Raw genomic sequence first — 12,197 nt, 5'->3', positions numbered from 1 at the left:
CGTGAATTTTTTAAAACACGGCGTGTTTTTGGTGAATTCTCGGCGTGAATTTTACGTTTTTTCCCAGAATTTTGCCGCTTTCTGATTAAGCGGATATCCTGTTTCAAACAAAAAATAATTCCTGCAAATAGCGGCGGAAAATTCCTGTCAATTAGGATTTGTGGGAAAAAGGGACAGGAAAAGGGGCTGAATTTCTTTGAGAAAGCGCGGAATTTCGGAAGAATTTGTGCTATAATCAGTCAAAAGGAGGCAAAAAGAGGCGTTTCGTTAGACAAATGGCAATTTGTACCACTACGCAGGGAACAATCCTGTCAAGTATACAGACCCGGATGGGAATAGTCCTGCTAATCCATATTCAAAATATGATAGTTATGGCAGGGAATTGGCGAAAGGTCCAGATATAAATCTAAATCCACAAAATAAAGAAACTCAATATGCACAGGCGGAATCTCACATACGATATAGAGCAGACTTTGTTGTAGCTGGACATGGTAATAGAATGGCAATGTATAAATATAATGGTTATGCAAAGGATTCCAAAGACAGAGGAATTCCAACACCAATTTCTGCGAAAGCATTAGCCTCTATGATAAAATCTCATAAAAACTATAAAGATGGTATGACTGTTATCTTGTGGTCATGTGATGTAGGAAAAGCTCCAGACAATAAAGGATATAAAAATGATTGTTTTGCCCAACAACTTGCAGATGAACTAGGAGAAGGAGCTATTGTACTAGCTCCTAGTGGAGAAATAACTGTTGGAAAAGGAACAAATCCAAATAAAATAAAAAATAAAGATGGAACTAAAGGAAAAATGAATAAATTTATAGGAAGAAGCACAAATGAGGAAAGGTAAAGATATTTTTTTTATTTTATTATTTGTTTTTTCAACTTTCAATTTGTTTTCTAAAGGAAAAAGGGATGACAATGCAATGAATCAGGTTGAACAGTACTTTATTCCCAAAAAGACATTAAAAAATTTAGAAAAACAGGCTATGGAGGGGTCTGTCGAAGCTGCATTAAAAGTTTGGGAATATTATTCATTTTCTGCATTGGATTATGAAGCCATTAGTATTTGGGAAATAATTTTATGCGAAAATGAACTCTCAAACAATTCCAATGGAACATATAACTATGCAATTATGCTTCTTAGTCAGAAATCTTTTGAAAAAGAAAGAGGCTGGTATTGGATAAGAAGATGTAAGAACGCAGATTTCCTTATTGATGATTATTTAGATAATTTGTATAAAGAACTTGAATTAAAAAATGACATTGAATTACGAGAGAAATCAATAAATGGTTTTTCAAAAATGAATTATTCAGAAATAAGACAATCGGCTCATTATGGGAATAAGGACGCCGCCTACTATCTGTATACTGAAAAAATGAATGACTTCACTGAACAAAATCAAATACCAAAAAATACTTTATTGCTTAATCCAGAATATGATAGCGCTGTATATTGGCTTAGAATTGGCGCTCAGAATGGAAATGAAGAATGCATAAGAAAATATATCGATTTATTGAAAAAGAGTTCCAATAAATACGATAATATTCGCGCTTCTTTTTGGGAGAAAAAATTATGATATTCACTATACAAATCTTACTCTGTATAGTGGAATTTCAACCTCTTCGTAAGTCCCACAAATAGCAATTTGTGGGAAGAGGCGCAGAAATCAGCAAAATTCCGGGAGAATTCGTGCAAAAAAAGCCGGATTCTTACGAAATTTAAAAAAGTAAAGTGATGAATTTATGGTTTTCGTGCTAAAATAGGCTACAAGGAGGCAAAAAGAGGCATTTCGTTAGACAAATGGCAATTTGTATCATTATGCAGGGAATAACCCGGTACGCTATATAGACCCTGATGGGAATGAAACATATGATTCAGATATAACAGAAGAACAATACAACAAATCTCATTTCCTACAACAAGAAATGAGTTGGAAAGAAGTGCAAGCTTTCTTCAATGAAAATCCAAAAGGAGTTCTTCACAGACCTGAAGACCAATTTGGTTTTATGAAGCTAAAAAGCAAAAAAGACATCGTTGATATAAATGATGGCTCAATGCTTATGCTTGATATTCTTCTTATTGGACGAGGACTTATTTCTGTTGGGAAAGTTATATCAGGGAACATAGGAAATAGTCTTGCAAAAAATTATTTATCAAAAAATCTAAGACATCATATTTTATCGAGACATACTCTTTCTGGTTTGAGAAATCAAGCTTCAAGATGTCCCAAGGAGTATCTTGTAAATTTAACAAAAAAAACTATTTTTAATCCTAAATGGTCAGACAGAAAAGTATTAAATGCATCCATGAAAGCATTAAATGAAGCAATAAAAAATGGTGTTACTAATGGAGCATATAGTACAACTGCATATGGAGAAACTGTAGAAGTAATTATGTCAAATGGAGTTCCTCAGACAATTTATGGAAAAATCCCTTTAACATTGGAGATGTTGAAATGATAAATGAGAATTTTGATATAAAATATATGATTGGTCGTAAAGAAAAAAAGGAATTACGAAAGATTAAAAACATTGAGCAATTTGAAAAAAGAGAAGTTACGCCAGACGGATGGATTTCGATTCAGTTGGGGAATTATGAATATGGTTTTCTGACACTTGACGATTCCTTGCCAGGTTTTGAACTTCTTGACGTGTGGTTCGACGCATTCAAAAACGTATACATTGAATTGCAAAACAACACGACGGCTGAATTTGAATATTGGGAAGGAAGTGAATTTTTTGTTTTTGAAAAGAAAGATGCTGCCGTTCATATTGCATTTTATGAAAGAAAATATCCCATAATCAACGGACGGTTTGCAATGAATGAAAAACCGACAATAGAACTTTGTGCAGACACAACTGTTTCTGCAGATATTTTCTTTCATGTTTTGAAAACGCGAATCAATGAATTTTGGTCGGAGGTGGGCAACTTAAACGCCATTTTAAAAACCTATGTTGAGAAATGTAAAATCATTCAATGAGGTAAAAGTGTATTAAAAAATCATAATGGTGATTTGCTTACTCACCCCACATCTAGTGTCTTCCGCCTTCCCGCAAATTCTGTTTGTAAGTCATACAAATAGCAATTGATTGGATTTTATTATAGAAAATCTAGAATTACTGTCGTTAAAATTGGCTATTTTTATGCTTATCAATAAAAGTTATATTTTGTTTATTTAGCAAGCGGAAAAACAGCTGGAACGCAAGCGGCACGGTTGCTTACAACGAAAAAAGGGAGCCTTGGAAAACTTTTAGTTTTTGAAGGCTCCCCCTTAAATTTTATTTTAAATTTTTAGAATCAAATGCTTTCAGGCTACCCTATATTTCAGAAAGCTTCTTTTGAACAAGCGAACTTGCCTCTGCGGGGTTTGCCTTTCCCTTTGACTCTTTCATGACCTGTCCCATAAGCCAGCCCACAACATTTGTCTTTCCTGACTTGAAGTCTGCCACGGCCTTTGGATTGGCGGCAATAACCTTGTCAACAATCAATCCGATTTCCCCGGCATCGCTGACAACTTCCATGCCTTCTTCCTTTATTATTTCATCGGCAAGCTTTCCTGTTTCAAGCATGCGCGCAAAGACAACCTTTCCCTGTGCGCTGGAAATCTTGTGCGAATCAATCGCATTGACAAGCCCGGAAATGTGCGCCGGTGTTATTGAAACATCCGATATTTCCTTTTTGTCCTCGTTCAGCTTTGCAAGAAGCTCTGTAAGAATTATATTGGCGGTGCGCTTTGGATTTTTAGTTCCTGCCGCTGCCTCCTCGAACCACACGGCAAGCTCCCTGCTGGAAGTCAGAGTTTCAACATCAAAGTCAGAAAGCCCGTAGTCGCTCTTGAGCCGTGTCCGCTTTGCTTCAGGAAGCTCCCCGACCTTTGAATGTGCAATCTGCACAAGGTCTTCGCTTACAGTAAACGGCTTTATATCAGGCTCGACAACAAAGCGGTAGTCAACAAATGAATTCTTTGTGCGCTGAATCACAGTCTGACCCTTCGCCTCGTCCCAGCCCATCGTAACCTTGAAGCCGGGATTAAATTCCTGTCTGTCCTCCTGGAATTCCCTGAGCTGCCTCTGTGCTTCGTATGCACAGGCATCGCGGATCGAGCGGAACGAATTCAAATTTTTTATTTCAGAGATAGGCGTATGATAAAGTTTTCCGTCTTCCCAGACATTCAGGTTTATATTCGCATCACAGCGCATATTGCCTTCTTCAAGATTTCCGTTTGTAACTTTCACATAGCGGAGAATTTCCTGAACGGTTTCCATAAAAAGCGCTGCCTCTTCCGGACTTGTCATGTCGGGCTTTGTGACAATTTCAATCAGCGGAGTTCCCGAGCGGTTGTAGTCAATGTATGAATGTGCTCCCTGAAGGTGAAGGGATTTTCCTACGTCCTCTTCAAGGTGAATGCGCTCAACACGGACACGGCGGTATTTTCCGTTTTCCAGAATGCAGTCCTGACCGATGAAATTTTTTGTGCGGCATTTTTCCGAACCGAACTGCTGCTCCTTTGGATACTTGTGCATCGGAAGATCAACATAGCCGTCGTGGCAAAGCGGAATATCATACTGTGTAATCTGATAGCCCTTCGCAAGGTCTGGATAAAAATAATGCTTCCGGTCAAATTTTGTAAAGCGCGAAATTTCGCAGTTGAGGGCAAGTCCGGCAACAGCGCCAAGCTCCACATATCCTTTTGAAACACGCGGCATTGCTCCTGGAAGTCCAAGGCACACAGGGCAGACACGGGTGTTTGGCATTCCTCCGTAGCGGTTCTCGCAGGCACAGAATGCCTTTGTTTTTGTCAGAAGCTGTGTATGAATTTCACAGCCGATTACAATTTCGTATTTATCTATTGAAGGCATTTTACTTTTCCTCCGCAACAGGAATTCCGCATCCTGCATGATCATTTTCCCAGGCCTGCGCAATTTCAAGAATTTTCATCTCGCTGAACATCGGCCCCGCAAACTGAATTCCAACAGGCATATTTCCATTTTCAGCTGAAGTGCGGCCGGCGGGAACAGACAGCGACGGAATCCGGGCAAGATTCACAAATGTAGTGAACAGGTCGCTGAGGTACATCGCAAGCGGATCATCAACTTTCTGGCCGAGTTTGAAAGCCGGTGTCGGGCATGTCGGGCAAAGAATCAAATCAAAGTTTTCAAACAAGAATGCTATTTCACGCTGAATACGGGCGCGCACGGACATTCCCTTCTTGTATGTGTCGCCTGAAAACTGCTCGGACAAAACATAGTTTCCGATTATAATTCTACGCTTGACTTCCGGCCCGAATCCATTGCTGCGGGTATCAACATAAAGCTCATCGTAGCCCTTTCCGTTGTCAATCCTGCTGCCGTACCTGATTCCATCAAAGCGGCTTAAATTTGAAGCGGCCTCGGAAAGCGCAATCACATAATAGCTTGCAATGGATGCATCCAGAACGGGCAAATCAACCACTGTTATTTTTGCGCCTTTTTTTTCAAACCATGCGCGTGTAGATTCAAAAACGGACGCCACATCGCTGTCCATTCCCTTGGACTCAAGGAACTGCTTGGGCACCGCAATCTTCAGGCTGGAAAAATCAGCGTAAGGCTCGAGCGAAGGCTTTGCTCCGGGAAGCTCGGCGGAAGTATCATCGTAAAAATCAACGCCGCTCATAACGCTCAGGGGAATCGCAATATCCTGCGGTGTATGCCCGAGAATTCCGACCTGATCCAGAGAAGAGCCGTATGCAACAACTCCCCAGCGGCTCAAAACTCCGTAAGTCGGCTTAAGACCGTAGATTCCGCAGTAACTTGCAGGAAGACGGACAGAGCCTCCGGTTTCAGTTCCAAGCGAAAACAAAGCCTGGTTTGCAGCAACCGCAGCAGCCGGACCGCCTGAAGAGCCGCCTGAAACATAAGCCCTGTCAATCGGATTTCTTGTAGGGCCGTAAACAGAATATTCAGTTGAAGAGCCCATGGCAAATTCATCCTGGTTGCATCTTCCGATTGGAATTGCGCCGGCCTTTTTAAGCCGATCCACCACAGTCGCATTGTAGGGCGCAACATAGCCTTCAAGAATTTTGCTTGAACACGTAAGCTTTTTTCCGCGGACAGAAATATTGTCCTTTACCGCAAAAGGAATTCCAAGCAGCGGCTTTTCCTCAAAAAGCTTTTCGAGCGAGCCTGTTTTTCTCGCCTCGGAAATTTCACAGTCAGCTTCCTCCGCGGACTTTAGAACATCATCATAAATTTCAAGAAACGCATTCAGGGGAAGCTCGGAATTTCTGTCGGCTTCAAAAGTTTCCTTTGATTCCTTTATCAGGGCGGCGCTTGAAACTTCACCGCTCTTGAGGGCTTCCACGGTTTCCTTTATTGTCTTGTATTTCATTTTACGCACCTTCTCCCAAAACTTTTGGAACCTGGAAATATCCGTCCATAAAATTCGGCTCGTTTATTTTTTTGACATCATGCATCTCAAGTCCGGCGACAATCTCGTCCTCGCGCAGACATTCGGCTTTTGTTGAAGGATAGGCATCGTAAGGATTTTCGCTGTCATCATATTTGGAAAGAATATCAAAATACCCGACTATTTCATCCACCTGTTTTTTCAAAGTGGCCATGTCTGTGCTTTCCGGGGAAAGACGTGAAAGATACAAAAGTTTTTCAAGCGTTGATTCATCAACAGTTCGTTTATTTTCACTCATGCCGCAGATTATACACAATTTAAAGTGTTTTAGCAATTTAGCTTTTTTTCAGGCGCAGACGAAAAACTTCAGTTTTTCAAAGTTTCCTAAATAAAAATTGTTCCCTAAACACAAAAAAAAATGTAAACTTTCCACCGTGTGAATATTTTCCACCGCGGCAGGAAAAATGAAGGACTACTACAAGATTCTGGGCGTGCCAAAAACGGCTACTATCGCTGAAATCCGGCGCGCTTACAGAAAAAAGGCAAAGATTCTCCACCCGGATGTCACCGGAAAAGATTCAGTGGCATTTCAGGAGCTTGCCGCCGCATACGAAATTCTGTCCGACATCAAATCGCGCGGGCTTTTTGACGAGGCGGCTGTATTCAGGCAGAATCCTTTTCACCGCGAAAAAAAGACATCGGTCTTTGACTACCGCAAATGGCTTCAGGAGCGTTCCGATGACGAAAGCCGAGCCAAGCTGATTTTTTTTGACTTGATGCACAGCAACGAGGACGAGGCTGTAAATGAATTCAAGCGGATGAACACAGAGCATCCGGGATTCAGGCTGGCACACTGGTTTACGCGCGAAGATTTTATGGATTACGGCTTTATTCTTGCGGAGGAGCTTGTTCTGCGCCAGGAATATTATGATGCGGTGATTCTTCTGGATCAGATTATCCAGATGGAATTTTCATACGCCCACTTCAAGCTGTTTTTCCCGGAAGTGAAAAGCCTTGCCCGCCATGTTCTCAGGAACAACATCGAAGGCACCGTGAACGACGAGCTTGCGATTGATGCATGGGAGCGCGCGCTTGAGCTTCAATTTGGAAAAAACGACGATGCTTTCTTTCTTCTGAAGATGGGAGGCGCGTACGAGCGGATTGGTGATTTTCAGACTGCCGAAATATGCAGAAAAGAGGCTGCGAGAATTTCAGCGGAAACAGAGTAAGATTATCTTTCCTTATGGGAGAAAAAAAATGATACGTTTAAAAAATGAAGAGCAGATCAACGGAATAAGAAAAAGCTGCCACCTGCTCGCCGACTTGTTCAATGAAATCATTCCAAGGGTAAAGCCCGGTGTCAGCACAAAGGAAATCGACAACTGGTGCGTGGAGTTCGCAAGAAAATTCGGAGCAACGCCGGCATGGTACGAAGAGCAGTTTCCGGGGTGCGCATGCATAAGCATAAACAACCAGGTTATCCATGGAGTTCCCTCAAAAAAAAGAATCGTAAAGGACGGCGATATTGTTTCACTTGACATAGGTCTTGTGCTGAACGGATACATTTCCGACAGCACGCACACTGTCCTTGTGGGAAACGTAAAACCCGCCCACCAGAAGCTGTGCCGCGTAACAAGGGAATGTCTTTCAGCCGGAATCGATGCATGCCGTGTGGGAAACAGAATCAGCGACATTGCAAACGCGGTCTATGACATTGCATACAACCAGAACAAATACGGCGTTGTATACGAGTACTGCGGCCACGGTGTAGGCCTTGAGGTGCACGAAGATCCGAACGTGTGCAACTGCCCTTCAACCGGTCCGAATCCGCGCATTCAGGCTGGAATGGTGCTTGCGATTGAGCCGATGATAAACGAAGGCACGGCTGATGTGGAAATAGAGAACGGAAGCGAGTGGACTGTTGTTACCGCTGACGGCTCATGGAGCTGCCATGAAGAGCACACAGTGGCGGTGTTCAGGGATCACACAGAAATTCTTACAGACCTGGATTACAACGGGAATTCATGTTTGAAATAAAAACTGTCCGCGCGGCAGTTTTTAAGTTTGCGTTGCAGACTTTTATATCAACCGCATATTCCGGTGAAAACTTGCGTTGCGAGTCCATTTCACTGTGGATGTGCTAAAAAAGCCAAGTCGGAAGGTGTTCTGGCAACAAAGTTTCCAGCCAGCTTCGTCATTGACTTTTTAGAGGAGTATCTTTATGGAAAAGATTAAAATGAAAAATCCAATCGCAGAACTTGACGGTGATGAGATGACCCGTGTCCTGTGGAAAGTCATTAAGGAAAAGCTCCTTGAACCGTATGTTGAGCTTAATGTTGAATACTTCGATCTTGGTTTGAAAAACCGCGACGACACAGACGACAAGGTAACCTATGAGGCCGCCGCCGCAATCAAGCGCCTTGGAGTCGGTGTAAAATGCGCAACAATAACAAGCAACGCAGCTAGAATGGAAGAGTACAAGCTCAAGCAGCTTACTCCTTCTCCAAACGGAATTCTCAGGGGCGAGCTTGACGGAACAGTTTTCCGCGCTCCGATTTTTGTAAGCAATATACAGTGCGCTGTTTCGTCATGGAAAAAGCCGATTGTGCTTGGAAGACACGCATACGGAGATGTCTACAAAAACTGCGAAATAAAAACTCCCGGCGCCGGAAAGGCTGAGCTTGTTTTCACAGGCGATGACGGAAAGGAAATAAGAAAAACAATCCAGGTGATGAAAGGCCCGGGAATAATCCAGGGAATTCACAACACAGATGATTCAATCAGAAATTTCGCGCGGTGCTGCTTTATGTATGCCCTTGATAAAAAAATCAGTGTCTGGTTCGGCGCAAAGGACACTATAAGCAAAACCTACGACGGAAATTTCAAGGCGATTTTCAACGAAGTGTTCGAGGCGGAATTTAAGGATAAGTTCCAGGAAGCCGGCATAGAATATTTTTACACACTCATCGATGATGCCGTGGCTCGCATAATGAAAAGCGAAGGCGGAATTCTATGGGCATGCAAAAACTATGATGGAGATGTAATGAGCGACATGATTGCCTCAGCCTGCGGAAGCCTTGCGATGATGACTTCTGTACTGGTTTCTCCGAACGGCGAATTCGAATACGAAGCAAGCCATGGAACAGTCCAGAAGCACTACTACAAGTACCTGAAGGGCGAAAAAACTTCCACAAATCCTGTTGCGCTGATTTTTGCCTGGACAGGTGCACTTGCAAAGCGCGCGGAACTGGACAAAACTCCGGAGCTTCTGGAATTTGCGCGCAAGCTTGAAAAGGCGACTCTTGATGTAATTGAAGAAGGCACAATGACAGGCGACCTTGCCCGTCTTGCAAACCCTCCTGCTAAAAAAATTGTAAACAGCTGGGAATACATCGACGAAATCGCAGCAAAGCTGAACGCCTAAAATTCCAAAAGGCCTCCAAAGGGAATATTGAAATTGCGGCAAAGCGTTTCATATTCCTTCTGGCAGGCCTTGCTCCCTATGCTCGTTACAAAAAAACTCATGTCCGGTGGAAGCGGCAGCAGCGGCTCAGAATTTCCTGTGCCGGACGAAGCGGAAAGCACATTCAGCGCATGGTTTGAAACACCATCGCGGCTGTCAACTACAAAAACTTTTTTTTCAGAGGAAGCAGAAAAGCATCTCTGTATATCCTCCGACATGTGAGTAAAGTGAGTGCAGCCAAGAATTATTGTATCACAGCCGCACGAGCAGAAAAACTCAACAGCGGGCTTTACAGCAGATTCGCGCTCCTCCCTGGAAGCATAAAACAGATCCTGCTCAATAAAACGGATAAGCTCGGGATCTCCGCGGTTGAACACAGTGCACCCCGAGGCAAACTCTGAAATCAGCCGCCGGCAGTATGGATGATTGACAGTTGCGTTTGTCGCCAGAAGCCCTATCCTTTTATTTTCCGTGACCTTTGCGGCAAGCTTTACAGCAGGAACAGTTCCAACAAGCGGAAGCCCCGGAAAATTTTTTCTGAGCTGATCCAGCGCAGTTACACTCATTGTATTGCAGGCAATAACCACAAGCCTTGGATTCCACAGATCCAGTATTTTCTGAATTGCCTTGGAAGCACAGAACGTCACCTCTTCGGAAGTTTTTTCTCCGTAGGGAAAATGAAAAGTGTCGCCAAGATAAACACAGCGTGAATCCGGGGATTTTTTCTTCAGCGAAAGCATGTAAGGAATTCCGCCTGTGCCGCTGTCCAAAAATGCAAAGTCAATTCTGTCTTTCATAGAAAACCATTATTTTAAAATTATCTCGAAAAGCTTCCGTTCTTCGAAGTTTTCATTATAAATAATCAGCATGGCTAAACGCAAGCATCCGATGATTACAGAAGGGCTGCGATTTTGAATGCAATGGAATCCCAAATTCTTATCAGAAAATTTACGCGCCCGCTGTTTCTGTCCGCAACAAGGGGAACTGAATTCAGCACAACACCATTCACTGAATAAGTCAACACTCCAAACTGGGTGCCCGCATCAATTTCACCAAAAATCGCCCTTGGCATCATCCTGGCTTCAACCTGAACCTGAGCCGCCGCTTCCTGCGGTGAATTTCCTGCGATAAAAGGCACAGAAAAATTTTCACTTGCAGCAGGAACAAGCCGGATGCTTTTCACCGACGAGCCTGAAGTCCCCACGCAAAATGAATGTTCCTGCTCTGCGATATACGGCGAAAACTTTGAAAATGCAAATTCCATGAGGCAGGTTCCGTCCTTCACCCTGTAAAAATTTCCCTGGGCAGTTCCGTTTCCGGGACCTCGCATTGTAACTGAAATATAGCGCACTCCGTTCCGCTCGGCTGTAAGCGCAATGTTGTAGCCGCTTTCATTTATAAAGCCAGTCTTGAGTCCATCGCAGCCTTCAAGATTTCCCAGAAGCTTGTTTGTGTTGTACTGAACCACCGCAAGACCATCTCCATTTTTTTGAGCGGAAGCGGCAGGAAGATTTTTTCCAAGAGGATAGCGCAGAATTTTCTTCGAATGAAATTCCCTGAGCGAATCAGGAAAACGACTTATGTAGTTTCTGCAGAAAGCTGAAAATTCCCTTGCCGTTGTAACATTCTTTTCACTGTAGCCGCTGGAATCCACAAATTCAGTTTTTTCAAGCCCCATTTTTTTTACAGCATGATTCATCCGCGCCACAAAAGAATCCATGCTTCCGCAGATATAGTTTGCAACGGCAACAGAAGCATCGTTTCCGCTGGCAACCGCAAGCCCCGTCAAAAGCTCCCTCAAAGTCACACGCTGCCCCTCGTCAAGAAACATCACAGAGGCATCCTGCGGAAGATTTCTTGCCCAGCTTTCAGGCGGAAGCGGAACCACATCATCGAGCGATGCCTCTCTGTTTTCAACCGCCTCAAACACAACATACATTTCAACAAGCTTGGTCATGGAAGCCGGAGGAATTTCAGCATCCGCGTTTTTTTCAAAGAGAATATTTCCTGTCGCAAAATCTATTACAATCGCGCTCTGGGCATTCACAGGCAAATCCGCAGGGGAAAACTGAAACGGAAGCCGGGACACAGTTTCATTGCGAGCCGGAAATTTTTTATCCAGCACATCGGCAAGAAAAATTTTCTGCTCCTCAGTCAAAGGCTCAGGCTCGCGCGGATGCAAAATAGCATAGACAGAAACCGCCTGGCCTGAAATAAAAATTACCAAAAGCGCAAGAATAGAAAAAACTGCAAGGCGGATTTTTTTTCCGGAAAATTTTCCGCATGTTTTTTTATCCGGCCCGCGGTCTTTAAAAAAATCGGCTGTGTATGTTTCCATTG

The 12,197-nt window shown here is 43.2% G+C and carries 12 protein-coding genes; 7 read left to right on the top strand and 5 right to left on the bottom strand.

The window, feature by feature from the left end:
* The first annotated feature begins 283 nt into the window (after window positions 1–283).
* The 4 genes from ACI4L0_RS06620 to ACI4L0_RS06605 all read left to right on the top strand — a co-directional run bounded on the left by ACI4L0_RS06620 (window position 284) and on the right by ACI4L0_RS06605 (window position 2,990).
* Window positions 284–856, top strand: coding sequence for a hypothetical protein (locus ACI4L0_RS06620; RefSeq protein ID WP_439799383.1), 573 nt, complete (start codon window positions 284–286; stop codon window positions 854–856).
* Window positions 843–1,586 (top strand): hypothetical protein, encoded by a 744-nt coding sequence (locus tag ACI4L0_RS06615; RefSeq protein ID WP_439799382.1) that lies wholly within the window; start codon window positions 843–845, stop codon window positions 1,584–1,586. The genes ACI4L0_RS06620 and ACI4L0_RS06615 overlap by 14 nt, the downstream gene beginning before the upstream one ends.
* A gap of 232 nt (window positions 1,587–1,818) precedes the next feature.
* Window positions 1,819–2,469 (top strand): hypothetical protein, encoded by a 651-nt coding sequence (locus ACI4L0_RS06610; RefSeq protein WP_439799381.1) that lies wholly within the window; start codon window positions 1,819–1,821, stop codon window positions 2,467–2,469.
* The gene (locus ACI4L0_RS06605) at window positions 2,466–2,990 is read left to right on the top strand and encodes a hypothetical protein (protein ID WP_439799380.1); all 525 of its coding nucleotides are present in this window, start codon (window positions 2,466–2,468) and stop codon (window positions 2,988–2,990) included. The genes ACI4L0_RS06610 and ACI4L0_RS06605 overlap by 4 nt, the downstream gene beginning before the upstream one ends.
* A gap of 337 nt (window positions 2,991–3,327) precedes the next feature.
* Here ACI4L0_RS06605 and gatB read toward each other — a convergent pair whose 3' ends face one another.
* The 3 genes from gatB to gatC are packed head-to-tail and all read right to left on the bottom strand — an operon-like array spanning window position 3,328 to window position 6,692.
* Window positions 3,328–4,869, bottom strand: coding sequence for an Asp-tRNA(Asn)/Glu-tRNA(Gln) amidotransferase subunit GatB (gene gatB, locus ACI4L0_RS06600; RefSeq protein WP_439799379.1), 1,542 nt, complete (start codon window positions 4,867–4,869; stop codon window positions 3,328–3,330).
* 1 nt (window position 4,870) lies between these two features.
* Window positions 4,871–6,376: an Asp-tRNA(Asn)/Glu-tRNA(Gln) amidotransferase subunit GatA gene (gene gatA / locus ACI4L0_RS06595; RefSeq protein ID WP_439799378.1), complete on the bottom strand. Its 1,506-nt coding sequence runs from the start codon at window positions 6,374–6,376 to the stop codon at window positions 4,871–4,873.
* A 1-nt stretch (window position 6,377) separates the two neighbouring features.
* Window positions 6,378–6,692, bottom strand: a complete 315-nt coding sequence (gene gatC / locus ACI4L0_RS06590; RefSeq protein ID WP_439799377.1) for an Asp-tRNA(Asn)/Glu-tRNA(Gln) amidotransferase subunit GatC — start codon at window positions 6,690–6,692, stop codon at window positions 6,378–6,380.
* Window positions 6,693–6,858: 166 nt separating this feature from the next.
* On the opposite strand from gatC, the gene ACI4L0_RS06585 reads away from it, so the two are divergent.
* From ACI4L0_RS06585 to ACI4L0_RS06575, 3 genes are all read left to right on the top strand, one after another.
* Complete coding sequence (locus tag ACI4L0_RS06585) at window positions 6,859–7,623, top strand: J domain-containing protein (protein WP_439799376.1); 765 nt, start codon at window positions 6,859–6,861, stop codon at window positions 7,621–7,623.
* A 28-nt stretch (window positions 7,624–7,651) separates the two neighbouring features.
* Window positions 7,652–8,431: a type I methionyl aminopeptidase gene (gene map / locus ACI4L0_RS06580; RefSeq protein WP_439799375.1), complete on the top strand. Its 780-nt coding sequence runs from the start codon at window positions 7,652–7,654 to the stop codon at window positions 8,429–8,431.
* 184 nt (window positions 8,432–8,615) lie between these two features.
* The gene (locus ACI4L0_RS06575) at window positions 8,616–9,818 is read left to right on the top strand and encodes an NADP-dependent isocitrate dehydrogenase (RefSeq protein WP_439799374.1); all 1,203 of its coding nucleotides are present in this window, start codon (window positions 8,616–8,618) and stop codon (window positions 9,816–9,818) included.
* Here ACI4L0_RS06575 and murI read toward each other — a convergent pair.
* Window positions 9,815–10,654 (bottom strand): glutamate racemase, encoded by an 840-nt coding sequence (gene murI / locus ACI4L0_RS06570; protein WP_439799373.1) that lies wholly within the window; start codon window positions 10,652–10,654, stop codon window positions 9,815–9,817. The two genes, ACI4L0_RS06575 and murI, sit on opposite strands and share 4 nt — an antisense overlap.
* Before the next feature lie 95 nt (window positions 10,655–10,749).
* Entirely contained in the window at window positions 10,750–12,195 is a 1,446-nt protein-coding gene (locus ACI4L0_RS06565; protein ID WP_439799372.1) for a D-alanyl-D-alanine carboxypeptidase family protein, read from the bottom strand.
* Window positions 12,196–12,197 lie beyond the last annotated feature (2 nt).

The sequence above is a fragment of the Treponema sp. genome (genome assembly GCF_051883275.1).
Classification (GTDB): domain Bacteria; phylum Spirochaetota; class Spirochaetia; order Treponematales; family Treponemataceae; genus Treponema_D.
Note: the sequence above shows the minus strand (reverse complement) of the source record. Positions and strands in the feature narration are given on the sequence as shown.

Bases quoted from the DNA above. Each gene is read 5' to 3' on its own strand.
- ACI4L0_RS06615 (WP_439799382.1), top strand. From the start codon at position 843: ATGAGGAAAGGTAAAGATATTTTTTTTATTTTATTATTTGTTTTTTCA.
- ACI4L0_RS06605 (WP_439799380.1), top strand. From the start codon at position 2,466: ATGATAAATGAGAATTTTGATATAAAATATATGATTGGTCGTAAAGAA.
- gatB (WP_439799379.1), bottom strand. From the start codon at position 4,869: ATGCCTTCAATAGATAAATACGAAATTGTAATCGGCTGTGAAATTCAT.
- gatA (WP_439799378.1), bottom strand. From the start codon at position 6,376: ATGAAATACAAGACAATAAAGGAAACCGTGGAAGCCCTCAAGAGCGGT.
- gatC (WP_439799377.1), bottom strand. From the start codon at position 6,692: ATGAGTGAAAATAAACGAACTGTTGATGAATCAACGCTTGAAAAACTT.
- ACI4L0_RS06585 (WP_439799376.1), top strand. From the start codon at position 6,859: ATGAAGGACTACTACAAGATTCTGGGCGTGCCAAAAACGGCTACTATC.
- map (WP_439799375.1), top strand. From the start codon at position 7,652: ATGATACGTTTAAAAAATGAAGAGCAGATCAACGGAATAAGAAAAAGC.
- ACI4L0_RS06575 (WP_439799374.1), top strand. From the start codon at position 8,616: ATGGAAAAGATTAAAATGAAAAATCCAATCGCAGAACTTGACGGTGAT.
- murI (WP_439799373.1), bottom strand. From the start codon at position 10,654: ATGAAAGACAGAATTGACTTTGCATTTTTGGACAGCGGCACAGGCGGA.
- ACI4L0_RS06565 (WP_439799372.1), bottom strand. From the start codon at position 12,195: ATGGAAACATACACAGCCGATTTTTTTAAAGACCGCGGGCCGGATAAA.